29 protein-coding genes are annotated in these 26,258 nt (G+C 40.1%); 6 read left to right on the top strand and 23 right to left on the bottom strand.

Going from position 1 to position 26,258, the window contains the following annotated elements:
- Window positions 1-69: 69 nt before the first annotated feature.
- From ACYQ35_RS09450 to ACYQ35_RS09435, 4 genes are all read right to left on the bottom strand, one after another.
- Window positions 70-756, bottom strand: coding sequence for a hypothetical protein (locus tag ACYQ35_RS09450; protein WP_009262567.1), 687 nt, complete (start codon window positions 754-756; stop codon window positions 70-72).
- 61 nt (window positions 757-817) lie between these two features.
- The gene (locus ACYQ35_RS09445) at window positions 818-1,141 is read right to left on the bottom strand and encodes a helix-turn-helix domain-containing protein (RefSeq protein ID WP_009262568.1); all 324 of its coding nucleotides are present in this window, start codon (window positions 1,139-1,141) and stop codon (window positions 818-820) included.
- 233 nt (window positions 1,142-1,374) lie between these two features.
- Window positions 1,375-1,638 carry a helix-turn-helix domain-containing protein gene (locus ACYQ35_RS09440; protein ID WP_455725012.1) on the bottom strand — a complete coding sequence of 88 codons (264 nt, stop codon included), beginning with the start codon at window positions 1,636-1,638 and terminating at the stop codon, window positions 1,375-1,377.
- 183 nt (window positions 1,639-1,821) lie between these two features.
- Window positions 1,822-2,034, bottom strand: coding sequence for a hypothetical protein (locus tag ACYQ35_RS09435; RefSeq protein WP_009262570.1), 213 nt, complete (start codon window positions 2,032-2,034; stop codon window positions 1,822-1,824).
- Between the two features lie 219 nt (window positions 2,035-2,253).
- On the opposite strand from ACYQ35_RS09435, the gene ACYQ35_RS09430 reads away from it, so the two are divergent.
- The 6 genes from ACYQ35_RS09430 to ACYQ35_RS09405 all read left to right on the top strand — a co-directional run bounded on the left by ACYQ35_RS09430 (window position 2,254) and on the right by ACYQ35_RS09405 (window position 7,648).
- Window positions 2,254-2,643 (top strand): helix-turn-helix domain-containing protein, encoded by a 390-nt coding sequence (locus ACYQ35_RS09430; RefSeq protein ID WP_009262572.1) that lies wholly within the window; start codon window positions 2,254-2,256, stop codon window positions 2,641-2,643.
- A 124-nt stretch (window positions 2,644-2,767) separates the two neighbouring features.
- Entirely contained in the window at window positions 2,768-4,636 is a 1,869-nt protein-coding gene (locus ACYQ35_RS09425) for a recombinase family protein (RefSeq protein ID WP_055180006.1), read from the top strand.
- Window positions 4,629-5,414, top strand: coding sequence for an integrase (locus ACYQ35_RS09420; RefSeq protein WP_459832766.1), 786 nt, complete (start codon window positions 4,629-4,631; stop codon window positions 5,412-5,414). The genes ACYQ35_RS09425 and ACYQ35_RS09420 overlap by 8 nt, the downstream gene beginning before the upstream one ends.
- Complete coding sequence (locus ACYQ35_RS09415) at window positions 5,371-5,772, top strand: hypothetical protein (protein ID WP_009262575.1); 402 nt, start codon at window positions 5,371-5,373, stop codon at window positions 5,770-5,772. The genes ACYQ35_RS09420 and ACYQ35_RS09415 overlap by 44 nt, the downstream gene beginning before the upstream one ends.
- Complete coding sequence (locus ACYQ35_RS09410) at window positions 5,769-6,722, top strand: hypothetical protein (protein WP_156341959.1); 954 nt, start codon at window positions 5,769-5,771, stop codon at window positions 6,720-6,722. Before ACYQ35_RS09415 ends, ACYQ35_RS09410 begins: the two co-directional genes overlap by 4 nt.
- Window positions 6,723-6,724: 2 nt before the next feature.
- Complete coding sequence (locus ACYQ35_RS09405; protein ID WP_156341958.1) at window positions 6,725-7,648, top strand: DUF6551 family protein; 924 nt, start codon at window positions 6,725-6,727, stop codon at window positions 7,646-7,648.
- 9 nt (window positions 7,649-7,657) lie between these two features.
- Here the strand turns inward: ACYQ35_RS09405 and ACYQ35_RS09400 are convergent, their stop codons facing one another.
- From ACYQ35_RS09400 to ACYQ35_RS09310, 19 genes are all read right to left on the bottom strand, one after another.
- Entirely contained in the window at window positions 7,658-9,055 is a 1,398-nt protein-coding gene (locus ACYQ35_RS09400) for a recombinase family protein (RefSeq protein ID WP_156341957.1), read from the bottom strand.
- Window positions 9,012-10,508 carry a recombinase family protein gene (locus tag ACYQ35_RS09395; protein ID WP_156341956.1) on the bottom strand — a complete coding sequence of 499 codons (1,497 nt, stop codon included), beginning with the start codon at window positions 10,506-10,508 and terminating at the stop codon, window positions 9,012-9,014. Before ACYQ35_RS09395 ends, ACYQ35_RS09400 begins: the two co-directional genes overlap by 44 nt.
- A 148-nt stretch (window positions 10,509-10,656) precedes the next feature.
- Window positions 10,657-11,619, bottom strand: a complete 963-nt coding sequence (locus ACYQ35_RS09390; protein WP_459832754.1) for an N-acetylmuramoyl-L-alanine amidase — start codon at window positions 11,617-11,619, stop codon at window positions 10,657-10,659.
- A gap of 31 nt (window positions 11,620-11,650) precedes the next feature.
- Window positions 11,651-12,064: a phage holin family protein gene (locus ACYQ35_RS09385; RefSeq protein WP_117468133.1), complete on the bottom strand. Its 414-nt coding sequence runs from the start codon at window positions 12,062-12,064 to the stop codon at window positions 11,651-11,653.
- Between the two features lie 63 nt (window positions 12,065-12,127).
- A complete protein-coding gene (locus ACYQ35_RS09380; RefSeq protein ID WP_459832749.1) occupies window positions 12,128-14,047 on the bottom strand; it encodes a DUF859 family phage minor structural protein in 1,920 nt (639 codons plus the stop codon).
- A 7-nt stretch (window positions 14,048-14,054) separates the two neighbouring features.
- On the bottom strand, window positions 14,055-14,609 hold the full coding sequence (locus ACYQ35_RS09375; protein ID WP_117468131.1) for a hypothetical protein: 555 nt from the start codon (window positions 14,607-14,609) through the stop codon (window positions 14,055-14,057).
- Window positions 14,610-14,620: 11 nt separating this feature from the next.
- A complete protein-coding gene (locus tag ACYQ35_RS09370; RefSeq protein WP_029730661.1) occupies window positions 14,621-16,438 on the bottom strand; it encodes a hypothetical protein in 1,818 nt (605 codons plus the stop codon).
- Between the two features lie 12 nt (window positions 16,439-16,450).
- Window positions 16,451-17,908, bottom strand: coding sequence for a phage tail spike protein (locus ACYQ35_RS09365; protein ID WP_459832743.1), 1,458 nt, complete (start codon window positions 17,906-17,908; stop codon window positions 16,451-16,453).
- Complete coding sequence (locus ACYQ35_RS09360) at window positions 17,905-18,555, bottom strand: phage tail family protein (RefSeq protein ID WP_009262586.1); 651 nt, start codon at window positions 18,553-18,555, stop codon at window positions 17,905-17,907. The genes ACYQ35_RS09365 and ACYQ35_RS09360 overlap by 4 nt, the downstream gene beginning before the upstream one ends.
- Complete coding sequence (locus tag ACYQ35_RS09355; protein ID WP_459832738.1) at window positions 18,552-21,542, bottom strand: phage tail tape measure protein; 2,991 nt, start codon at window positions 21,540-21,542, stop codon at window positions 18,552-18,554. The genes ACYQ35_RS09360 and ACYQ35_RS09355 overlap by 4 nt, the downstream gene beginning before the upstream one ends.
- A gap of 103 nt (window positions 21,543-21,645) precedes the next feature.
- Window positions 21,646-21,981: an MmcQ/YjbR family DNA-binding protein gene (locus ACYQ35_RS09350; RefSeq protein ID WP_177975479.1), complete on the bottom strand. Its 336-nt coding sequence runs from the start codon at window positions 21,979-21,981 to the stop codon at window positions 21,646-21,648.
- 59 nt (window positions 21,982-22,040) lie between these two features.
- Entirely contained in the window at window positions 22,041-22,493 is a 453-nt protein-coding gene (locus tag ACYQ35_RS09345) for a VOC family protein (protein WP_459832735.1), read from the bottom strand.
- A 266-nt stretch (window positions 22,494-22,759) separates the two neighbouring features.
- Window positions 22,760-23,134: a hypothetical protein gene (locus tag ACYQ35_RS09340; protein ID WP_459832732.1), complete on the bottom strand. Its 375-nt coding sequence runs from the start codon at window positions 23,132-23,134 to the stop codon at window positions 22,760-22,762.
- Window positions 23,131-23,718 (bottom strand): major tail protein, encoded by a 588-nt coding sequence (locus ACYQ35_RS09335; RefSeq protein ID WP_029730668.1) that lies wholly within the window; start codon window positions 23,716-23,718, stop codon window positions 23,131-23,133. Before ACYQ35_RS09335 ends, ACYQ35_RS09340 begins: the two co-directional genes overlap by 4 nt.
- A 2-nt stretch (window positions 23,719-23,720) precedes the next feature.
- Window positions 23,721-24,038: a hypothetical protein gene (locus tag ACYQ35_RS09330; RefSeq protein ID WP_370771581.1), complete on the bottom strand. Its 318-nt coding sequence runs from the start codon at window positions 24,036-24,038 to the stop codon at window positions 23,721-23,723.
- Window positions 24,038-24,415, bottom strand: a complete 378-nt coding sequence (locus ACYQ35_RS09325; RefSeq protein WP_459832729.1) for an HK97 gp10 family phage protein — start codon at window positions 24,413-24,415, stop codon at window positions 24,038-24,040. Before ACYQ35_RS09325 ends, ACYQ35_RS09330 begins: the two co-directional genes overlap by 1 nt.
- Complete coding sequence (locus ACYQ35_RS09320) at window positions 24,393-24,755, bottom strand: phage head closure protein (protein WP_009266515.1); 363 nt, start codon at window positions 24,753-24,755, stop codon at window positions 24,393-24,395. Before ACYQ35_RS09320 ends, ACYQ35_RS09325 begins: the two co-directional genes overlap by 23 nt.
- Window positions 24,755-25,024 carry a head-tail connector protein gene (locus ACYQ35_RS09315; RefSeq protein ID WP_459832725.1) on the bottom strand — a complete coding sequence of 90 codons (270 nt, stop codon included), beginning with the start codon at window positions 25,022-25,024 and terminating at the stop codon, window positions 24,755-24,757. The genes ACYQ35_RS09320 and ACYQ35_RS09315 overlap by 1 nt, the downstream gene beginning before the upstream one ends.
- Window positions 25,025-25,041: 17 nt before the next feature.
- On the bottom strand, window positions 25,042-26,244 hold the full coding sequence (locus ACYQ35_RS09310; RefSeq protein ID WP_459832722.1) for a phage major capsid protein: 1,203 nt from the start codon (window positions 26,242-26,244) through the stop codon (window positions 25,042-25,044).
- Between the last annotated feature and the right edge of the window lie 14 nt (window positions 26,245-26,258).

Raw genomic sequence — 26,258 nt, 5'->3', positions numbered from 1 at the left:
ACTCTTTTATATAGAAAGAATTTTACCCCCTTACCCCACTTTCAAAAGGGGGATAAGGGGGTAAACGCTTTATTCCATCTTTCCTTCCGGTGCATAGATAGCCATAATTTCTTCTTCATTTTCTTTGTGATCTACTCTAATCCAAAAATCTCTGATCCAAAATCCTACCCTATGGTTACCTATCGCATATAATTCATTTGTTGCAAAATCCACAATAAATACTTCAGGAAGTCGGCCATTCCCATCACTCCACTCCATTTCTTCTTTGTACATCTCACACACTTTGTCTAAACATTTTTGACATAGAAATTGCTTTGCCTTATCAAAGTCCAATCCACTACCATCGTCATAAGTAACACTTGCTTCGAATATCCCTCGTCCCGGCATACCAGAAATATGGAACATACACTCTCCATCACCATGTCCACTTGTCATAATCCCCATTGTACCATTCTCCAGAACTTCTGTACCGTCATCAGAATAAGCTCTCGTATCCAAATTGCTAATATCCATTGTATTAAGGCACACCAATCCTATCATTCCACTTTTTCTGAAATATGGCATTAAACTATTTTCATTGTCACCACAAATGTAACAGTCTCCTTTTAATTCAGAATCAACCTGAATACTATAATCTTTTTCTTCTATGCTTTCAGAAAGAACTCTATCCTTAAAATCGGATTGGGTTGCTTTTTCTGTACATCCAGACAACACACACATTGATGCCAATAGTAACGGAATTACTAATTTTTTCATAAACTCCTACCTTTCAGGGCAAAAAAAGAACAGCCCATAGTGTTTTCACTTATGAACTGTCCTACTTTTTCTGTAAACTCCGCACGAAGGTAAGTAATATCTCCCTCTCTTTATCATCCAAATACTCCCAAGTTTCTACCAGTTCCAGTTGACCTGCTGATAAGTCAGGGCGGATTCCGTCTTTGGTAAAAAACTGTGCCAGCGTAATTCCAAATGCATCACATATTTTTTCTATAGTTGGAATCGTTGGGATACTTTCTTTTGAAACAATTTTCCCCAATGCTGTCTGTGACATTCCAGTCAATTGAGAGAGACGGTATCTTGAAATTTTATGCTTTTCACACAACTCAATAATCCTCAATGCAACATAGTCTTCTGTAAGCAAGTAATCTACACCTCTCCTCTGATACTAGATGTATTTATTTTATCCCGTTATCAGAGGTTTGATTAGAACCGTAATAGTTTAGTATTTTACTAACTTATAGATTAGTATTAGTACAAAAAAAATTATATGGATGGTTCATAAGTATATCGTTCTTCTTAATTCAATAATCGCTATCCTGTTTCGCTTTCGTATAAAAAAAGAAACAGTCCAATATTTTCTTAGAACTGTCCCTCTTATTTCTTCAGTCCACGAATCATTGTCATGAATACCTTCCGTTCCTCAACATCCAACGAATCCCATATCATAAGGATTTCTCTTTGAGTCTCTGTCAAATTTGGATGACTCTCCTCATTCGAAAAAAACTGCGCTAATGTAATGCCGAAGGCACTGCATAACTTTTCAAGAGTTGGTATGGTCGGAATACTCTCTTTTGATATTATGCTTCCAATTGCAGTTTGGGACATTCCGGTCAGTTGAGCAAGACGATACTTTGTCAATCCACGCTTTTCACATAAATCAACAAGACGATCAGCTATGTAGTCCTCTGCACACAAGTAAATACACCTCTCTTCCGATATACGTTACTTTCATTTTAAACGTAAATCGAAAGATTTATTAGAACCATACTTCTTTAGTATTTACTCAACTACACTTGACTATATAGGCAAAAAAATAAGATGCTATTGTGCATTCTCCAGTTCTATCAGACGATTATCCAGTCTGTTATACTCTCTTTGAGTTTCTTCAATTTTAGCATACATCTTTAAAATTGTCGAACCTTTTACAAAGACTCTTTTTTCGCAGTAGCGGTATAACTTCTCCTTTAACTTTCTTAAATGTAATCCACATTTTTGAAGCTCTTTCAAAAGTATTTCTTCTTCATATTCTGACAATTATTCCACCTTCCTTTCGCTACGATAATACCATTTGAAGACAAATTCTGCAATAAAAATCCATCGACGAAATTCCCTTTATTCCGACATCTTCTCGTTATTTTTAACATGTGCTATACTCCTCTTTAGTGTAGTATGTACTTTTGTACAATTCACCTTTAAAAGCCGGGAGCAGATTTCCAAATAGAACTTGCTCAAACGGCGAAAGGAGGTGATAACATGCCTATAAACTATTCATTAATTGGTATCCGCATCAAAGAAACCCGAAATCAGCAAGGAATCTCTGCGGAAGAATTAGCTGAACTGGCAAATTTATCTTCTGTCTATATCAGCTACATTGAAAATGCCAAGCGGAAACCCAGTTTAGAATCTCTTATCAAAATCTGCAATGCACTGGGAATTACGTTGGATGAACTGCTCTATGGAAATCTGCTTTACAATCCTACAGAATATCAAACAGATATTGACTTACTTATGGCAGACTGTTCCAAAAACGAAAAACGCTTCATCTATCTGATTCTTTCCGCAGTAAAGGATATTCTTCGGAGCAATGATTGGTCTTTAATTGAAAAAATACTTCTAAAAGATAACAATTTAAAAGACCTATAATTGAACCACAAATCCATTTCACTTTATATAAACCATCCGTTATTTGATTAACTGGTGGTTTATGTCTTTTTTTCACAAAAAAATTATAATGAGAATAAATCGCAATACAAGGAATTGATGACCTATGAAAGAATATGAAGAAAGAACTGAAACAATCGAACAGCAGAAAGCTCTCATTCGTGAGCGATATAAAGGAATAAATCCAGATGAACTTGATGTCATTCCTGCTCTCCCCAAACCGGATATATTCAAAACATCTTCCATGTTAAGGGTAGCTGTTTATGCCAGAGTTTCCACAGACGATCCTCGGCAGACATCCTCATATGAACTTCAAAAAAATCATTATCAGGATGTAGTAGATCGTAATCCTAACTGGAATCTCGTAAAAATATATGCCGATGAAGGAATTTCCGGTACATCTCTGCAGCATAGAGAAGCCTTCAAACAGATGGTACAAGACTGCGAAGATGGAAAAATTGACCTTATCCTCACAAAAAGCGTATCTCGATTTGCCCGTAATGTGGTGGACTGTATCGGCTATGTACGGGAGCTTCTTTCTCTCCGCCCTCCAGTCGGTGTATTTTTTGAAACCGAACATTTAAATACCCTTGATCCCAAAAGCGAAATGATCCTTTCCTTCATGTCTACCCTTGCACAAGAGGAGAGTCATACAAAAAGTGAAATCATGAATGCCTCTATTGAGATGCGTTTTAGAAGAGGAATTTTCCTGACACCACCTTTGCTTGGATATGATCAAGACGAAAACGGAGAATTAAAAATTAATGAACACGAGGCAAAAATCGTAAAACTGATTTTTTATATGTATTTAAATGGAAATACCTGTCAGGAAATTGCTGACACACTTACGGAACTTGGCTGCAAAACAAAAAAGAATAATGAAGTATGGTCTTCCGGTTCTATTCTTCAAATTTTACAAAATGAAAGACATTGTGGCGATGTTCTTGCCCGTAAAACATGGACACCAAATTATCTAGATCATAAGTCACGGAAAAATAACCAAGACCGTAATCAATATAGAAAACGTGAACATCATGAGGCTATTATTTCAAGAGACGATTTCATTGCGGTTCAAAAACTAATCAGTAATGCTAAATATGGAAACAAAGCCTTGCTTCCTGAACTTCACGTAATCCCGGATGGAGCATTAAAAGGATTCATCACAGTTAATCCCCGTTGGGCTGGCTTCAAACCAGATGATTACCGTGCCGCCTCATCAAGTATATCCGATTCAGAAAGCACACCTTCAGATACAATTCCCATTACTGCACAACTTGGTTCTTTCGACTTAAGGGGATATGAAATCGCACATGGTCAGTTTTTTGAAACCACAGGAAAAATATCAGCAACTCTGTCTTATGAAAAATTAAATTTTAGTACGGAGGCTCTCAGAAAATTTGGAGAAATCAAAACCGTAGAATTGCTGATACATCCAAGTTCTTATCTTCTCGCTGTACGGCCTTGCACACTTGAAGATAATCGAAATAAAGTCCAATGGGCGCGTCTGCGAAATGGCGTTCTGGTCCCTCGCTATATATATGGAGCAGCTTTCCTACCAACACTTTATGAATTGTTTGGTTGGAATCCCAACTGCAAATACCGTGTTCTCGGAGTAGCACATCAAAAGGGATCTGAAAATGTTCTGATTTTCAATATGAAAGAAACCGAAGTACGCATTCCGAATGAAGTACCTGCAACAACAGACAAAGATTCCCCTAATAAATCAGCAGAGGCTTCTTCCACGCCTAAAACTATCCTCGGCTATCCGGCAGAATGGATGAATAGCTTTGGAAACAATTATTATAGTCAAACCCACGCACGAGAACTGGTTGCTTTTACCAATAATAAGAATTGGCAGATCACCTCTGAAGGACAACCCTATAAGGAATCAGAACTGCATACCACGTCCAAAGCGGATCTTACGAAAGGAATCGTGGAAATTATGGAAGAAATAAAGGAGAATCGTAATGACTGACACACCTGTAAACACATGGGAACTGGCACAAAATATTCCCGAAGATATGAGCAAACCTCAAAATCCCCTGCCAGTAACTATCACGCCGGGAAGAGATGGACAATCTGATTTCATTGAAGATATGGATTTCAGCTTTGATGGATATCAAGTTGTCCGTGGCGAATTTTTCGCCCATACATTTGAGCCTTCCTTTACATTTAACAATTACAAAGTATCTGTAAATATGGCCTGTATAAAAAAACTTCCTTCTGTAGAATATGTACAGATACTCGTAAATCCAGAAGAAAAAAAACTTGCTGTAAGGCCATGCCGTGAGGAAGAAAAAGACTCTTTCCGTTGGTGTTCAGCAGGAAAAAAGAAAAATCCAAAACAAATCACCTGCCGGATATTCTTTGCGAAAGTTATCTCTTTGATGAACTGGAATCCTAACTATCGTTACAAACTTTTAGGAAAACTCATCCGATCCGGCGATGAAGTATTATTCATTTTTGACCTGACAACCCCGGAAATATTCATGCGCACTTCCAAAGAAGGAGAAAAGCCAAGAGTATCCCGAACTGCAAGCTATCCTTCTGAGTGGCAGAATCAATTCGGAGTCCCTGTCGAAGAGCATCAAAATGCCCTGCAGATCAATATTTTTGATGGATATGCAGTATTTGATGTCCATGAAAAAAAGAAAACACAGTCTCCTATACCGGAGCAGATACCAGTCCCAAACGAAAGTGAGGTGCTAGATGATGAGTCGAGAAAATCTATATCAACCCATCCTGAGTATTGATTTAAAAAAGAGCCTTATTCGTGTTCATCGCAATACACTACGGCTTCTCGGTGATCCTGATTATATTCAGCTACTGATTAATCCCAATGCCAAAATGATAGCAATAAAGGCTGGCGATAAACGGGATTATCTCGCACATAAAGTTAGAAAATATCGTTTTGAAACAGGATACAGTTATGAATTATACTGTAAAGATTTATTACAAACCATGATGACTGTAGACTGCGGTTGGGAATATGGAAATATTTTCCGCTTATATGGGCAATTTAATTCCAAAGCAGGAGTTATACAGTTTTCCATGTTGGAAACGTCCCCTTCTATGCAACAGAATACTGAATGGAGTGAACAAACATTATGAGCAACTATAACAACTATACCCTTAAATTTGATCCAGAATTTACAAATCTCATTCAGCCTTTAGAAGATCGCGAACATAAATCACTGGAACGCAAAATAAGCTCCCACGCATACAGCGAGCCAATTTACACTTGGAATGGATTGATTGTGGATGGAGTTGAAGCATATCAAATCTGTCATAAACGTGGAGTCAAATTTCGTATCAAACGCATGTACTTTTTAAGCCGGGAGGATGCAATCTCATGGATCTGCACACAGCAACTTAAACGTGAAGACCTTACAGAAGCCAACCGTAAATATGTGATTGGAAAGAAATATGATGCCGTAAAAGCGATTACTGCCCGTATTTCATCTGAAAATTCCACCACCGGAAAAGGCGGTCATACATATCGTATAGAAAAGAAAATTCCTTGCAGACACATTTCCGCCACACAGATAGCATCTGAATGCAACACATCTCCTGCTTCCGTGTACAAATACAATGAATATAGTCGCGCATTGGATAATATTTGCGAGAAAACTCCCCAAATGGTAGAACGAATCCGTTCCGGTAAACTTCGCATTTCTCACGCCAATATTATTGAGCTTTCCCGACTGCCTCATTATGAACTCAAAAAATTATATGATTACATGATTGAAAAAGGCATTGAACATCTGAGCTATCCTGATATGAAGCGTGAACTTCAATGGAGAAAAGTTGTTGCTCCAACCCAAAAGGAAAAAATCACAGAGCCGAAACCCGTCATCAAGCAAATGCCAAAATTTGATCCCGATGCCGAGCTTTCCAGTCTTTCTCTCACAATTCCTTCTTGGTGCAGCTCCATCGAACGGGTAATGAATGTGACTGATTTCCAACGTTCTTCTAAAGAAGGAAAAAAGCGTTTAAAAATACAAGTGAGTAATCTAATGACTGTAATTGATAAGATTACAAAGATTTTGGAGGAAGCATGATTATGGAAGAAAATATTGAAGAATTACAAAGATATGTCCCAAACGTTCATTTTGAACAGATACCTATCAAAAACCTTGTTTCAGACCAAAATTATCAAAGAAACCTATCCTTGCGCCATGTTGAAAAAGCGGCTGCAAACTTCGATTTGTATCAAATCAATCCTGTAAAAGTAAGCCGTAGGAATGGCATTAATTATGTGTTTAATGGACAGCATACTATTGAAATCGTGGCATTGGTATCCGATTCCCGTGAAACTCCTGTCTGGTGTATGATCTATGATGATTTAAATTATACTCAGGAAGCAGATATCTTTGCTAACCAAATGAAATATGTAAAGCCTCTGCTGCCTTATGAAATCTTCATGGCTAACATTGAGGCTGGAAGCGAAAAAGAATTGATTATCAAAGATTTAGTGGAATCCTATGATTTATCTATCACATCCTCTTCTCACCCCGGCGGAATCTGTGCGGTATCAACATTGGTAAACATATATGACAAATATGGTTTCCATACTCTTGACCGTGTACTCCGCTTATGCGTGGCCACTTGGGAAGGCGCACCTATGTCCTTCAGTTCCAATATGCTGAACGCAGTCGCAAGGTTAGATAATGCTTTCGGAGATAAAATGAGTGATACCACTTTCAAAGAAAGGGTTGGCCGTGTTTCTGTCCGTGAAATTGGACGTCAGGCAAGAGAACGCCGCGGAGGATCTCTTGGATTTGCAGAAGCGATTCTGATTGCCTATAACAAAAAATCCAAACACCCTCTACGCATGGATACCCTCTACGCTCATAAAACTCCACGGGGAAAAAAGGCGGATATTGAAACATCAGAAAATACCGATGTATTCGAAGATGATATGGTTGATGGACAGCTCGCTATTTTTACGGAAGAAACCGAAGAAAATATGGCTCTGTTGGAATAACCTCAGAGCCTATATCCTTACCTTAATCTCCGTGCCATCCAAAAAGCGAATCACCATTATTTCTTTCCCCTGTACAATTACCCTTTCCAAAACCATCTGTCCAAGTTCTGGCAGCATCTTTGTAAGAGGCGGTTGCAACGTCAATTCTATCATTTGTTCCGCACGAAGTTTTTCTAACGGATTTCCTTCCTTCTTCTTTTTCTCCCATTTTGGAAGATATTGTTCTCTTTCCACAACAATCTGGTTCCACGCCGTAATAAACCCCTTAAGCAGGTTTTCATGCGGGAGATTCTCACTGGCACATCCTTTCACTCCATGATTTTTACTTCTGTTATTACATTGCCAAAACTCTACTCCCCTGCTTTTCCAACTTTTCTTTCCACAAACCGCACCACACTTTCCACAGACTACCCTGCAAGAAAACGGATTGATCTCCGATCCATATCCATAGAAAGTCAATCCCAATTTCTGCATGTAGGAATCCCTTCTTTCCAATTCAAGTTGTGCTGCTTCCCATTGTTCTTTTGGAATGATTGCTTCGTGGCTCTCTTTTACATAAAACTGCTCCACTTCCCCATGATTCTTTTTTACTTTCTTGGTAAGGAAATCTGCTGTATAAGTTTTTTGCAAAAGGGCATCACCCATATATTTTTCATTTTTCAGAATCGCCCTTACAGATGCACTTCTCCATTCTTCCCTGCCTGTACCAGTCTTGATATGATCCTCCATCAGCATTTTTGCAATAGCAGCCGGATTATAGCCATTCAAAAACTCCCGATAAATTCGCTTCACTATTTTTGCCTGTTCCTTATTTACAATCAGCTTCCCACCATCACCTTTATCATATCCAAGGAATTTTGTACAATCCACCTGCGGAATTCCCTTTTTAAACTTGCTTCGTATGCCCCATTTACAGTTCTCCGAAATATTTCTTGATTCGTCCTGAGCCAGCGAAGATAATATGGTAAACAATAATTCTCCTGATGCATCTAAAGTGTTGATGTGCTCTTTTTCAAAAAATATTCCAATTCCAAGATTCTTTAACCTTCTGCTATATTCCAAACAATCCTGCGTGTTACGAGCAAATCTTGATATGGATTTTGTAATGACCAAGTCGATTTTCCCTTCTTCACAGTCACGAATCATACGTTTAAATTCCTCACGCTTTTTGGTATTTGTGCCAGAAATTCCCTCATCCGCATAAATGCCTGCCATCTGATACAATGGATTATCCTGAATATATTTTGTGTAATACTCCACTTGATTTTCAAAACTGTTCAACTGTTCTTCCTGATCTGTAGAAACCCTGCAATATGCCGCTACCCGAAGGTTTCTCGTTTTCTGCTGAGTCCTGCCACCCACTCTATAAGGCTGACTCGCTGGTATAACTGTAATGCTTCTCGCCATTTTTATCTTCCTTTCCCATAATATATATTTTGCCATCAGGCAGATTCCATCCCTTTATAATTTCATCGGGAATACGGACTCCCGGACATTTTGCCTGCCCCTTTGTTTTATAGCTCGAACATATCCATCTTACTGTTCCGTGTGAAATATACCGTCCAAGCCTGCTTCCGCATCTTGCACAATACAATCGTTTATAGTACGGATAATTTTCCTCATTTAATTCTGGATATAAATCTTTGTGATTGAATTTTTTCTTTTTATGCTTATTCTTCCATGTTCTCTCACCTACATGCTTTAAATGTACCTCTCCATACTTATCTACAGTTTCTGAAAAATATCTGTTTCCTTCAATCTTCATCTTCCGTAAATCATTATCCAAAATGTGAATGCCTGTACAGAATTTTTTTGTCCCTCTCTTCTGTCCGGAGCAATCCCAAGAAAGCCGATGCCCATGACTGTACACCCGTGGCTTCAAAGGCCATCCACATTTTGCACAAAAAATATGATTCATGTAAGGATAATTTTCTTCCGTGAATTCCTGAATCACAGAGTGTTCGGCTCTTTCTGCCCTCATGTCTTCCAGCTTCCGCTGTGCTTTTTCCCATATTTTTTCCGATACAATCGGCGGATGATTGTCTTTTGCATAGTACATGGCTTTTTCGCCGCGATTCTGCACTTGGTGTCTTTTCCCATCTATAAAAGTTTTCTGCATAAGAACATCACCCTTGTAAATTTCATTTTCCACAATGCGGAAAACGGTACTCGCTGTCCATTCTGCCCCCTGAACGGTCTGAATATTTCTTGCATTCAATACTTTTGCAATGTTCGTGCAGTTCACGCCCTGAATTACCAAATCATAAATTTCCCTGATAACGGACGCTTCTGGTTCTTTTGCCCGATATTCTCCATTTTCATCTTTTTCATATCCATAAGATCTTTCCAAATAGGCTACGACTTCGCCATTCTCAATACGGTGTAAATAAGCCATCTTGGAACTCTCACTTGCAGATTCACTTTCTGCTTGTGCAAATGCTGCCAATATGGTAAGCAGCAATTCTCCCGCTTCCGTAAGCGTATTGATGTTTTGCAGTTCAAAAAAAATACCGACATTTCGTTCCTTCAGCTCTCTGGAAGCTTTCAGAACAATTGCGGTATTTCTGGCAAACCGTGATACGGATTTTGTAATAATCAAATCAATCTTTCCATTTTTCGCATCCTGCATCATTTTCAGAAACTGAGGGCGGCTTTCCTTAAAACCGGAAATTCCAAAATCTGCATAGACACCTGCGAACTCATAAGCAGGATTGGCCTGAATCATCTCTGTATAATGAGACACTTGATTTTCCAATGAGTTTTCCTGCTCAGATGCTTCCGTGGATACTCTCGCATATGCGCAGACTTTTAAACGTTTTTTCTCTTTTCCCATCTCAGCTTTTCTGACTTCAATTTGCATAATGGTCTCCTCCCTTCTTTTTTGGTAGTCTATATATCACTCTAACCCCCAAGAATAGCAAGTCTTTTTTCCGATACCGTTTGTTTTCTATGATGGGAAATAACGTAAAAAAATTCTGCCGGACAGAATTTTACCGCCCGGCAGAATTTTATAATCTCTTTACATAATCAAGTGAAATCCAGCCTACACCGGATTTCAGTTTTCCCCACCCTCTATTGGAACCTGTACCGGCCCGTTCTTCTGTAATGGTAAAAACTCCTTTTCCCGTAAACTTCCCTGTTTTTCCATAATTTGTCCCCGGACCTTTACGGATATTTAAATCCGTCGCGGTGACTTCCACTAAATATGGCGAAAAATCAGTTTTTGGATAAACCTGTTTTCCAGATGTATTAAACACGGCATATCCTTTGTTCGCATCTGCACACTTCTTCGCATTTTCCAGTTCATGAAATGCTCCTTTTTGTGAAACGGCATCTTCCCAAGATTTGCGGACACGATACATTTCCTTTGTTTCATCTGGCTTTACAGTCCCTCCCTGCATTTTTTCCTTTACATCTTTACGAAAAGTATTCATGGTATATCCCATTCCAAGACCGTTCCATAAGTGTTCCGGGTCTCCGTGATTTGACGCAATACCTCTGGCATGCCCCTCTCTGTGGCTGATAATCACGCCATCGGCAGTCGGATTAAGACCATAGAGTTTACAGAGATATGCAAACAGCTCCACCGCCGCTTCATACGTTTTCTTCACAGAAGTCCTCGCCGCCGACAGATTCGAACAGGTAAAGCTAGAACCTCCTGTGTAACGGATGCTGGCAGGCTCACACATCTCTACACCAATATGGGTATTATTTCCACTTCCTTTTGGACCTGATGCGCAATGCCATCCCCTATGATTCCACGGAAGCGTCTGATATACCGTACCATCATTTCCGTCAATAAAGCCGTGTACGCAGGCTGTTCCATAAGATGGCGTATTCCAATTTTTAATAAACACCGATGCATTTGGCTGCGGACATCCCACGGAATGCAGCATTAATCCTTTTACCGTAATCTTTCTTCCTGCTGTATAGCATGGATTTTTAGTCATGATACTCTGTACTAACTTCATAGATTCCTCCATTTCCCGAAAAAAGCACCGTTTAATCACGGTGCTCTTCGTCATCCTCTTTCAACTGTTCCAATACGTTCTTCAGCTTCTGTGGTACCGGAAGACCGATTCTTGTCGCATTTTCCAAAATGGAAATTCCTTCATTAGATAAATAAAAGAAAATTACCGCTGTACGGACAACACTTCCATCACAAATAATCTGTGTGTCCACGATATGCCCGACTGCTACCAGACAAAAAATCACGACTTTTTTCACGATTCCGTGAAAACCAACCTCACTGGAAACTTCTTTATTGATGACTGCTGCCATAAGTCCCGTGATATAATCCACCACCACAAAGACGATCAGGGCATACAAAAATCCATCAAAGCCTCCAAGAACTGCTCCGATTGCTCCTCCCATCGCTGCAAAAACATATTGCATGGTTGTTACAAATTGCTTCATAGTCTTTTCCTCTCTTTCTCCCTTTCGGGTATTAAAAAAAACAGCCGATTGGCTGTCATTTCCTTATGCTGTACGTTTCCACATATAGCAGACAATATATGGCTGTAAATTCGAATGGGAAGCTCCACCACCCGCTTTTGCGATCGTCCCCTTTGGTGTCAGGGAATGCGTATGACTTCCAGCATTGCTTGTCGGTGCTGTTGCATCTGCTCCCGATACACCGCTTCCATGCACGGTATATCTGCTGCTCCCTGCACCTCCGTCTGTATCACGTCCAATGTTGTGTGTATGACCTCCGGCACTTCCTGTTGTTGTGGCGTTTCCTGTAAAAGTATGCGTGTGGGAGGGCATTTGATTTGCAGTAAGTGTTACCACAGAAGAACCACCTGTTTTTTCCACAGTATTAAAATTCCCATCACCAGTATTGATACCTACAGGGACTCTTCCTGCTCCCCACGCCACCCAAGTTCCTCCAAAAAATTGGCTCGGATTTGTATTAACCACACTCATATAAATACTTCCAACCGGATAGATTGTTTTCGCAAACTGTTGGATATAATCCTTAAGAAGTTTTCCATAAACCCGCACATCCCAGTCTTCTGACACTTCAAACACATTTTCATCCTCTGCAACTTTACCAACAGCTACTCCTTTGCCGCCACGTTTAAAATCCATTACTACTGCTGCTGTAGAAATGATCTCTTGTATTGAAACAGAAGAAAACGTATCTTTCAGGGTATAACGAACATCAAAGGAATATTCTGTAGAAATATTTCCCCCGCCAAAAACAACAGCCGCTCCTGATACAAATGCCCCTGCTGCTATCCATGACTCTGCTGTTGTTCTTTTATAATGAATTGTTCCAGATGCAGTATTCTTTCCCCCACATGATGCAAATTTAAAATTTATCACGCTTCGTACATAAGCCCCGTCCTCATTGACCGCCCCATTACTCAAACATCTTTGCGATGTTGAATTGATAAAAGACGGAGACGAATAGGGAACTACCGTAATCGATACTGTCTTCTCATCTGAAGTTCTTCCCCTAGAATCCGTAACAACAGCAGAGAATGTGATCGTACCTTCCGTATTCAGAAACCCTGTTGTAAAGCTGGATGCCGTGCTGGTATAACCTCCGCCTGTTATGGAATATGCAGTAATACTCGATCCGTAGCTACCTGCTGCACCATTGATTTTTAAGGTTGCTTTTGATTTTGTCTGTACATAAATGCCCCATGCAGATGGCACTTCTCCATCCACCCTCGCTGCAGTCAGACTGGTAATAGATGGCTTAATGGAGGCCGGAACGCTCAAAGTCAATGTACATGTCTTACTTCCAATATTTGTGCTTCCGTTATAGGTCGTGCAGGTAATCGTACAGGTTCCCGTAACCGCTTTTGGTATCTGATTTGCCAATGAAATCGGTGGATTCCATGTAACCGAGGTGGATGCTGTTTTTGAAACAATCGTCCCCGTCGCACCGCCAAAAGCGTATACCAGTGTGTGGGTAAACGCAGAAGATGCACGGGAAATTTGTATCACGGACGCCTTCCCCAACTCTGCATTTGAAGCTGTCACGGAAGATGCTCTTGGAATGGAATCCAAAGTTACGGTTGTATTTGCCGTAATAGAATCGTAAAAAGTTCCTGATAATGTTGCCTGAATCTTAAACACAACACTCATGGAAATTGCCTTCCCACCGTCACTTCCATGCATGACTTTCTGAGATACCGTTCCCAACAAATGTGTTCCTGTTGAACCGATGGAAGGGGATGTGAAATTCTGCGCCTTTCCATCAATCGTCATCGTATTGTTATTTCTGCTGTTAATCGACAATGACCAGTCATTAACAAGATAAATCCTGCAGGTAATTGTAGATGTATTCTCCGACACATTCTTCGTCTGCGTCCAATCTACCCGCACCGCATAATGTCCATCACGGATAGATCCCGAAAAACTTCCACTGGATGCCAACTTTCTCACCTTCTTTCTAAGACGGATCACGCCATTTGATTGACAAATTTCCTGTGCTTCTCGGTATAAAATCAAACCATCCCCGGACTTCATTGCCCAGAGACAGTTTGTTTCGAATTTCTGCATTGGTTATGACGAGAATCTGATTGGAAATATAAGCAATTTTCTGCCCATTCTCCTTAAATGAGAGTTCTTCATTGGATAATTCCGCTGTAAATGCATTCCCGACTTTTCCTAATTCAATCAATGCTCCCTTGAAACGAATGTATTCTTCCAAAAGTGTTTGATTGGCAGAGACATTATTAATGATTTCATTTGTTATCTTTGTGAAGTCCATTCGGATTTCTGAACTGTTCTGTGTAATGCTTGCCTGAAAGTCTTTTTGGATTGTTTCCAATTCTGATTTCGTAAGATACGTTTCCCTGACGGTATGCTGAATCTGTTCTGAAGTTTTACTGATTTCAGAATAGCACTCATGGATATTCTCTTTTAACGACTCCACATCATCCTTGACATCCTCATAGTCTTTCATGCTCTGGAAACTGGCTTGGCACGTTGTCAATAATGCCATTAGGCCACCTCCTATCCTTTGGACACGTCACATTGCAGGGTTACAAGACTGTCAATATCCTTTGCGGATAAATAGATCACTTTTCCACTCTTTTCAAAAGTAATCGCTTTTCCATCTTTATCCTGCATATACCATGTATAGGTCAGAGTCTGCTTTTCCGTAGCATTTTTCCACTCTGCGCCATCATACTTCATTAAAACAACACTTTGGGCAGTATGATCCACCTTGTACCAGAAATCTCCTGATTTTGGACTTGACGGAGCAGTTTCCCCAATGTTTCCAAGCAGGGCATCCACTTCTTTCTGATTCGTCCGCACAATCACATATGGAACAACTCCGCCTAAATTATTCTTTACCGTAAATCCTCCGATGGACAGCATTTCTGACACATAGGGATCTGACTTATCTTCCACGGTTATCACATCCGCATAGCTTTTTCCGCCATACGTCATCGTACAACGGTAGGATTGAATGTTGACAATATCCGCTCCCGATACGGTAAGGGACGAAGATGTCGCACCGCTGATATTATTCCATGTTCCTCCTACATATTTTGCCCACTGATAGGTAGCACTTGTAATTGCTGTTGAACCGCTATAGGCAGATGTTGAAAGAAGTAATGTCCCCGACTGATTTAGCACCACAGTTCCATTTGGTGCGTATACAGAAAACACGACTGCACTCGCTCCTGCATTTCCTTTATTGGATTTTGACCATGAAAACTGTTTTATTACCTTTTTCCCTGAAATTGTAAAAGTTAATTCTATCGTTCCATTTAATACAGACGCTCCACCTAATGTTGCATTTGCCGCGAATAAAAGGGACAGCTTACCAGCTATCGTTGCCGTGGCTGCCGTGTTCGTTTTCACCGTAACACCATCCGGCAATGTTCCTACCGTACATGTACAGGGAGTCTGTTCAATTCCGACATACCCAGTAAAAGGAATGTTTACAAGAACTTCTGCCGCTACAGCTCCATTTGCTGTACAAGCAATGGACTGTGTTTCATTTCCTAAAATAACCGAAAGACCACCTTTTCCATCACCACCAGCAGCACCCGGATCACCTTTTTCTCCATCATAAATTTTTGTAATGGTTACCGTATCATAAACATCCACATCATCTGTCAATAATTTAATCTGAGCTACATTATTAAAGAAAACGGAATGTGTCGGTTTAACCACCAACGTTCCACCAGTAATGCTGCCATTATCAGAAGTAGTTGGATAATCCACCCAGTTTCCAGAACTATTTTTATACTGCCATTTGCTGATAGACACTCCCTGTACCTGTGCGGTAAGCGTAGCCTGTGCCGCCCCTACCAAAGAAGAACCCGCATCGTATTTAAATACATGGGTATCTGCCGTCACGGATGCCAACTTAGCATTTTGTGCATTCTTAACCAGCGTATAGGTAATATCTGAAGAAATATTAACGGTGTTTTTTGTTTCTGAATCGTAGTAACTGATATAACAAATGTAAGTGATCATCCCCGAAGATGACGTAGCAAGATTATCCTTATTTACGGTAAGGATTCCTCCCGCCACGGTCTCTCCTGCGATCAATGCGCTTTCCGCCCCTGTCCCATCTTTTCGTTTCCAATTGATAGATAATCCTGACGCACCTAATGAAAGATTCGTCTGATCCAGAAAAATAACAGGGGTTAACTTCAGATTCGTGACCGCCCAGCTTGGAGCATAGGTATGTGGCAGCACGTTTGGATTTTCACTCTGCGTCTTCGGCAGATTGGACGTGATATACGCTGATAGTTTTCTTTGATCTGTAATGTCAACGAATGTCTGCTGACTGGAAGTTAAAATTGTAGCCATATAAAATTCCTCCTAAATCTTAATCTCACAATAAAAGGATGCATTATCCTGCACATCTTCTGTCGTGATTACAATCGATTTCCTTCCTGCATGAAGCCGATCCCAATCCGCATCTGTTTCCTCATTTCCAGAGTTACGATGCCAACAGAATGCAGACGCATCCAATGTATCCGTTATCTCTTTATCCCAAGAATATACCCGGCACCTTATGGTGCTTTTCTGTCCCCGGTCTTTGAAAATATTTACTCCCTCCACCAATAGTTCCGTCCGATACATCTTTGAAGATTGTATTTCTTCTACTTTCCCTGACATATCTTCCAATTTGGAATCTTGATCCATGATATCTTTTTCCAATGTATTCAGATTCCCATGTTGTTTCGCCGATAAGGAAGTCAGTGTTATGCTGGACGCACCGATTGTAATGGTGTTTCCTGATGGATTCAGATAATCCCTTGTTTTACTCACGCAAAGGTATCTTCCATCAATTCCATGCGGTGGAGACAAGCAGTCCACGTATTGTCTGGCATGAATATCCATAATATCAACACCTGCATCCGATTCATCCACAATGGAAAGTTCCATGCTTGTGATACCTTTTGCCAATTCTGCCACCCGGCTTTTCGCTTTTCTAAGAAGATTCCCCGGCTCGGTTACGTCATCCCAAACTTCTACTGTCCAAATCCACCCTATCTCTTTTAATGCTTTTTCATCATAAACATACTCTACTCCTTCATTTACGCCTGTAATGGTCACTCTTTTTCCAGTTTCCACTTCATTCCCGTCTTCATCCATTTCTTTAATTTTTGCTCCAAGTGGAATCAAAACCGTGATTCTCTCCGTATGGTCCTGAGTAATTTTTACATCTAAAAGATTCTTCCCATACTCCACTTTTTGTAAAGAAAAGGCTGTAAAATCTTCTAGATAATCCAGCATTTTCCCTTCTCGTGTATATCGTACCTGTAAGTAACCGCCATGCGTTTTCATCAGTTTCTCCTGTATTGCGTCCAATGTTACGGAATATTCAGAGCTGCTATAAGAAATATAATCATTGTTATCCTTCACAGTCACATTTCCTATATGAAACTGTTTCTTTTTTTCTACCCGCTTGTTATGCTCTGTCAGAAACAGTTCCAAAAGCCCCTTTAAATTTCCTTTATATGAATACGGCGGCTGCATGGAATCTTTCAGATATGCAAGTGCTGATTCACAAGTCCATGTATGGGTATTATAAAAATCAATCCCGTCATCCAGCGCCCTTCCTTCAAATACCGTATTCTCCCCTTTTTTACACACAATTTCGGAAGACATCGGTTTCACATCTTTCAAATACGGATGGTTATACGGTGCAGACAATATCAGACTGTCAATGTTTTCTGCATCTTCTTTTACCTGTGCCTGAGTAATTGCAAGACGAGAAAAATGTGGATGGTAGAACAACTTTCCATCCACATAAACACGAAATAATTTCATAATCTCCCCTCCCGATAACGGAATGTTGTGACACCTTCTCCCTTAACACTCAGGCGGTTTTCCCCTGCTCCAAGTTCCATTTCTGGGAACTCCCATGTTCCAGCACTTACGGATTTTTCATAGGTATCTTCTCCTATTCTCCAAGAAAATGCGGTCTCCCCTGTGGTGATCACTACCGGAACCACAGGCATAAAATCGTTTTGTAGTGTAACCGTGCCGCTTCCAGAAATCACGACTTCACTTTCCTTCACATGGTAAAAATAGGAATCTCCATCCGTACACTCCAACGTGATTGTGCCTTTTCTAAGCAGCGGATCATATACAGGGGCAAACTCTACAGTCCCAAGTGCATATACATCGGGTTCTTCAGAACGGATTACCTTAATCAGCTTTCCAGCATATTGATTCACAAGTTCGGAAACCTTCTGATCATATTGCTTTCTGGTACCTAGCATTGACAGAACAATGGTAAAACTCCGTGGCTGATACGATACCCTTCCTAACGCTTCTGTATATCGGATTGGAGAATTTCTTCCCGGAACAACGATTGTATTCGTTTGGGACTGTGGTGTCGGAAAATCAATATTTTCCCGAATCCATCCCATCTCACGAACAGATTTTCCATTTAATTTCACATCAGGGATCATAAACTCAACCTCCTGTTCAACTTCTGTGCCTGTCCCAAACGACTGTCAATAACCGGAAGCAGATGTCCCACCAATGTTCCATCTTCCAAATAAATGCCCTTACTGCTGTTATTGGCGATTACGGCAAGATACTGCTCCATTTTTCCTGTATTCATCCAGCTTGATAAAATATGCTCTAACTGATCATAAAACCCTTTCAATGGAAGAACCGCTTCCTTACCTGCTTCTCCTCCTGCCATTAAGCTGCTTCCATTCATCCCAAAAACAGTAGGCTTGGTTAAAATACCACCTTCCTTATACCAATCAATGGAAAGATGCGGTACACTCGGAGGCGAAAGTGACAACTTTCCTGAAATCTTAAAATGTGGCAGCTTGATTTTAGGAAGTTCCAGTTTCATACCGGAAAAGAATCCTGTAATTTTATCTATGATTCCCTTCACCGCATTTTTTGCTGCTTCCACTGGTTTTATAATCGCATCTTTGATTCCATTCCAAACGGAAGTAGCTGTACTTTTAATCCCGTTGAAGATAGAAGTAACCGTGCTTTTCACGCCATTGAATACGGAACTGACCTTACTTTTTATGCCATCCACCACCGAAGAAATTACGGATTTAATTCCATTCCATATCGATGATGCCACGGATTTCACGGCATTAAATACTGTTGATACCGTAGTTTTTATGGTATTTAAAACAGATGAGACCTTACTGCTTATTGCATTCCATACTGTGGAAATCACATTTTTTATCGCTCCCATCACAGATGAGATTGTACTGGAAACTGCATGGATTGCAGATGACACTACAGATTTAATGCCCTCCCATACGGAAGAAACAATTCCTTTGCAGTTCTCCCAAATCATCTGGAACGGTAACGTTATAATATCAATCGCACCCTGAATAATAGAGCCGAGCAGCATGACCGCCGTCTGTACCACATTACATATTCCTTCCCATACAGACTGCAAGTGCGTCCACAAATTTGAAAACCATGCTTTTAGGGAATCTACCATTGCACCAATTCCGGTACAGATGGTATTCCACAGCTCTCCGAACCATTGTGTAATCGCACCCCAATTTTGTATAATCGCAATAATTCCGGCAATCGCCGCTGCCACCGCTGCAATGACAGCAATAATAGGAAGCATTGAAACATTCAAAGCACCCATCGCCACGGAAATCGCTGCAATGACCGGAGTAAGGGCTGTGAACGCCGCCAGCAATGCCCCTAAAATAATGACGAAATTTTGAACCGGTCCCGGTAATCTCTCAAACCATCCTCCAATCGTGGTAATCACGGATACCAATGGTGGAAGGATTGCATTTGCCAATTCCGCCAGTTTTTCTCCTAAAGGTACTAATGCCTGCTGTAATTTTCTTGTATTGGACTCCATCTGCTGCATCGGTGTTGTTGTCGCATCGAACATCCCCTGTGCAGAACCTTTTACACTCTCATAGGTGCTTCCGACAGAAGTCAGGGACGTAATGAATTTTAAGTTTCCATCTTCCGCCATTGTTCCAAACGCTAAAGCAGCAAGGTTTAACGCTTCCTGTTGATTCGTACAGTTTCCGATATCTGCCACGATAGAATCAATGACCTGCTTCTGTGTTGCCCCTCCATTCTGCCATGAAGTAAATAATTCCTGTGTTTTTGTAGAAAAAGAACCTATGGACTCTCCAATTGTTCCATCCACAAGACGGGTAGTCACTTCATTGATGGCATCGTTTACCTTGTCAAGATTATACGCACCATTCTTCAAGCCATTGTCCAGCAATTGGAAATACTCCGATGCCGAATATCCCGCCTGAGAAAACTTTCCTGCATATTCACTCAGGTTATCTCCTAACTCATTTGTTTTATCCAAGCCATTCTGTGTACCAACTACGATATAATCCATCGCTTCCTGTGCAGTTAAACCATACTGCTGCATTAAGGAATTCACACCACGAAGCGTTTCATTCATATCAATTCCATACAGTTCATCCAACGTAATGGCCTGCTGTGTTAAATTTGTAAGGTCTGTTTCACTCAGATCACCTAAGTTCTTTTTTACCATAAGGACAGCATCTGCCACGCTGTCCATGCTTTCTCCCACACCATCCGAATACACAGATTTAATAACATTTGCCGACTCTTCTGCTGCCTGTCCGGTTTCTCCAAAATACGCATTTACTTTTGTGACCGCGTTCTCTGTTTCCGAATAAGCATCCATTGCTTTTGTTCCGATGTCCTGAATTTTATCTCCTACAGCAGAAAGCTGATCTGCTGTCTGCATCAAGGCAGCACCTTTTGTATTTTCCGCAATCTGCCCCACATCCTCGGCAGTATCCTGAGCTGCATCCCCTGCCTGCTTTAATTCTTCAATCAGATTACGGATAGCTTCTCCATCATCAACCGTATCTAACGCATCGGTCAATTGACGGATATCTGCTTTCCCGCCTGTTGCAGACTTTCCAATTTTCTCGATGGCTGTCTTCATTTGATCTGAATTGGCAGTTCCATTTTTAATCGCAGATACTAATTTACTTCCAAGAACATCTGCATAATCATCCACTTGTGTTCCTGTCGAAGAAAATAATTTTTCCAATCTTGCCGTATTGGAAGAAAGACGGTCTTGTTCCGTTTGGAGAGAGGATAAATCATTTTTATACTGATTCAGCTTTCCTCGTGTTTCCTCTATCTCTCTTTGAAATGCCTGATATTTGTCCTGACCTATATCCCCCCTTTGAAAAGCTGCCGTAACCTGCTCCTGTGCAGATTCCAATGCTTCCAATTTGTCACTTGTCTGACTGACCGCTTGCGAAAGTAACTGCTGCTTCTGAGCCACCAATACAGTATTTGATGGATCGAGTTTCAACAATTTATTTACATCATTGAGGGCAGACTGTGTCTTGTTGATTGAAGAATTCACACCACGTAATGCTTTATCAAGACCTGTGGTATCTCCTCCGATTTCAACTGTGATTCCCTTAATCCTGTTTCCCATGTCTGCACCTCCTCCCAAAAAGACATAAAGAAAGCCCGGATTTCTCCGAGCATGAAAAAAGCACCGATTCTTTTTCTGAACCGATGCCATCCCACTATTTTATTTATTTCTTTTTACATATCAAATCATAACTTTCCGCAATCATGCGTTTAATATCAGTATCCGGTATTGTCCCATCTAATATAATAGAATTCCAGTGTTCTTTATTTTGATGATATGCCGGAATTACTGAGGAATATGTATTTCTCCAAAAATCTCTCCATTCTGGATCTACCTTTACATTTACCCATATATGTCCTTCCCTTTCATAAGTCCATGCAAAAGCTCTTTTATTTTTTTCATACCTTAGCAATACCCAGTTTGGATCATGGAATGGGGTATCCACATATACATTTGAAAATGTCAAACCATACTCTAAAACATCTTCTCTTGATAACATATTCTTCACCCTCTTCTCATATATGATTTGTCTTACACAAACTGGAATTGTTTCTTATTTTACAAAGGCTGCATCATTTCAAGTATAATTCCATCAGGATCCTTGAAGTAAAATGCTTTGCTTTTGCCAAATCCTTGTGAACTAAAATCAAAATACTGCGGTTCAGATAAACACTCTACATTATTTTCAATAAGTTCTTTATAAACTGTATCAATGGCATCAGTATAAAAACATAATTCTGAAATAGATGTCTTAAATAAATTTGATTGAGCCTTTTTGAATTCATTATCTACAAATTGAATCAATTCAACAGGTGGTGTTTCAATATTTTCAGAACCATTCAAATAAGCAACTCTTGCCTTACAATTCTTCTTTTGAAACATTTTGTCTGTCTCTTCGCCAACCATCATAATTTCTCCTTGGAATGCAAGTCCAAGCACATCTCTATAAAATGCAATTGATTTATCTAAATCTGAAACTGTCAATCCAACATGATATATTCTTCCAACCATTTACTATTCCTCCTTAATAAACAATAAATTCTTATTTGTTTAAAAACAGCCTTTTCTTTTGTTGAATAAATTATATCAAGAAAAGGCTGCTCCTTCAATCCATAACTAGAATTTATCAAAGTCTTCCTGACTAGCTAGGCGCTTATATTTCACACTATCATTAACTCTTTCTGTCCACATATCAATCACAAGACCAATCGTCAAAAAATCCAAATCTACAATTGAAATCCCGATTTCCGTACATCGCAGAAGGAACAGGGGCGTTGTCATCTCCCGCTCACTTCTGCCAAGCCTTTTTTTGCTTTGATATCCGTAGCCACATTGTCTCCCCATAATTCCAAAATTTGTGGCAGCACCTCATAAATAGAAAACATATCAAACTGGTCGAGCCATTCTTCTATCGTAGACGGTATACTGTTATCCGCATGGTATGCCATGATATACGCCACATTTTCAAAAATTTCCAGATCATCAATCTGAAATTCCGCACCATCTTTTTGTGTTCCAACATACGATTTTTCCAGTTTGCTCAAATCTTTAAAAATATCTCTTTTGAATTTTGCCCTGTATAATCGGGGAATTGTTGCTGAAGAACGAAAAGGGATCATTTTCCCACAGATTTCTATTTCTCTTTTAATCATGCCATTCCGCCTCCTTCTTCCGTTGGTGTGTACACAGTTTTGTACCATTCCTTATAGGTTGTCTCATCCGTAGTATCTCCTGTTCTCGCTTTTACCAATCCGTCAGACCGTGGATCGGCCGTAATGGACAAGGTTTCTGTTCCCGGTTCAATTGTATCTTCTTTTGTTTCGGATTCAATGGATGGTCGTGAGGCACTACAATTATAAAGAACGTGCCTGATTGCATTAATATCCCCATCAAATTCAAATAACAAGGCAAATTTTACACTTTCTGCAACGGAACTATTCTCTACCAACACTCCCTTTGCATCTAGCTTTTCTTGTAAAATTTCTGTTCTAAACCATTCTGGAATCAACGCCATTTCTAAATCTCCACTATAACCATTGTTTGTCACGGAACGGAAATATACGATTCCATCCGCATAAAACGGACTGGATTCTCCTTCTGCATCCAAACTGATACTAACAGCTCCCGGAATAGCCTTTGGCACACCATATTCAAATTTTGTACTTCCCCCTTCTTCCTTTTCTGTTAATTTTGCAGCATGAACATTTTTCAAGTTAAACTTTACTTTATTTCCCATTGCTATACCTCCAATTCATACAACACTTCATACAGTTTTTCTGATTTGATATATGTTTCTGTCTTGTTATAGAAAATCCCCTGTGCATCCAAGATCTTCTCCAATTCTTCTTCAAGTGCAAGATCTTTTTTATCTGTGTATAATTCCACATCTAATTGCTTTACCTTAAAGTACACCATTCCATCTGCGGAGAAATTATGGCTTCCCGGAGTCAAATAAATTAAAAATGGCGGTTCTGGAGATTCTCCTTCTGCAAAGTGATGATATGCGATGGGAATTCCAAGACCACCTAATAACTTCATAATATTTTTTAATTCCATCATTTCAATCCTTTCACGATCTTATCTTCAAGCTGTGATATGGCATAGGATTCCGCTGGTGTAATATGCACTTTTGCTTCTACCCTGCCCCCTCCTCGCTTTGCATGGCCTTTCTCCAATAAATGAGTTAGTCCGGGTTTACTGCGATTATAAACGACAACCTCTGTTTTACTTGCAGAATCTTTCATCTTTTTCGCAGTCCACCCTTTCTTGTATCCGCCGCTATCTGTGGGAGAAGCAGATTGTACCATTTTCTTTGTTTCTTCAGAAACTGTATTGACCGCCTGCTTTACAACATCATCTGTCACTTCTTTATACTCTTTCAAAGCATTCATGATCTCTGATGCCAATTGATTAGATGTCACCCGTCTGCTCATTCTTTCCACCTCGTATCTCCCGAACTGCTGTCAGTTTTAATTTTTTATGCGTAAACTGCACATCATCCACACAAATGATGTTATAAACCTCATTTTCAAACAAAATCCGATATTGTTTTTTATTGATTTCTCTCAATTTTTCACACCAACGTAATATAAACACCAATGTATCTTCCGATAGCGTTTCTATATCCGTAACATTTTCTTTTCCAGACGCAAGATTTACATAAGCAAAACATGAATAAAATTTCTCCCAATGAGACTGGTGGTTTCCGATTTCGTCTGTGTGTAATATATGCTTTTGAAGAATAATCCGTTGTCGCATTGAACCAATATCCATCAGAACACCTCCTCACGATTGGAAGAAAGAATATTTTTCAATGTAGGAATCATTTTTTCCGTTTCTTCATTCGTGCCACGGTTTTCAAACATCACACCCACCGCATATAATATAGCAGTTTTTACGGCAGCATCCTCCGGCAGAATATCACGCCGTATAATATCTCTACACAATATTTCGGAAGAATTGATCAGCGTTTGAATCAGGGTGTCTTCATCCTCATATTCCACCTTCAAATATTCTTTCGCTTCTTCTAGTGTAATCAGCATGCAGACACCCCTCCTTCTTATCTCGTTTCTTTCAGTTTCATCGTTTTTACTGCTTCAGGAAGAATTAATTTCCCGTCTACCCTCTGGCTTGCAAGAAAACCAACCTGCCCAGTTGCAGCAAATAACTCATTCAGGCGTTTAAAAGAACGTCCCTGCCTGTCCGCAATCCAGTAATAGGAAAAATCTCCAAATGCCATAATCTTCTGTCCGGCTGCAATTTCCGGTACAAATGAAGACGTAAAATATGGGCGGTTCAAAATCATGTCCGGCACTCCCGCCTGCACGGACGGTTGCCAAATATAATTCCCGTTCCCATCTTTTAATTTACGTAACGCTTTTACGGTGCTGTCATTGAGCATCCATACCGCTTTTTTACGATATGGGGATCGCAGAGAATAAAATAAATCCATAACATCGTCAAACGTAATGCTTGCGCCTGCGGTCGTGACTCCATCAGAAGCTCCGCCTGTAGCATTAAAGATTCCTGTCGGTTTTCCCTTGCCATCTCCGGTAAAAAATGCTTCTTCTTCCTTCGTTCCGATTCTTCGTCCGAATTCTTTAGAAATATAGGCTTCCAAATTAAACACGTTATCGTTTAACAACTCATCCGAAACTTTAATCATGGTCGCAACCTTATATGCACTAATGGAAATCTGTCCAAAGCTGTCATCAGATTCTGGATATGCCGCTTCTTCATCAATCCACTTTGCTTCTCCTTTGGATGCCACGATAGGAATTTTACGATCTCCGCTGGAGGTCTGAATCACGGTTGCCAGACTTCGGAAAAAGTTTTCTTCTTCCAACGCTTCCACCAGAGTTCTTTCATATTCATCGGGAACCAAATAACCTCCTTCTGAATCTGTTCCAACCTGAAGAGCATTCTGAATATCAAGATAATTTTTCTTTCTCATCGCATTCCAAAATGCAGTTTTATAAGCCGCTGAGGCTCTTCCTGTTTTTTCTTCTCCACCATTACCTTTCCCCGGCTGATTTGTAATCGGATGACTAGTAGGCTTATTCAGTTCTGCATCAATAGCTGCCTGTCTTTCTAAACGCTCGATCTCTTTTCCAAGATTAACCACATCCGCTTCCATACGGTCATAAGTGGCCGTATCTTCTGCTGAAAGCAACCCGTCCGTTTCTCGTTTAGATTCTAAAAATGCCTTTGCTGCCTCCCACGCTTTTGCTCTTTTCTCTCTTAATGCTAAAATCTGATTCATATTAAAAATCCTCC

This window comes from Faecalimonas hominis, from assembly GCF_054660755.1.
Note: the sequence above shows the minus strand (reverse complement) of the source record. Positions and strands in the feature narration are given on the sequence as shown.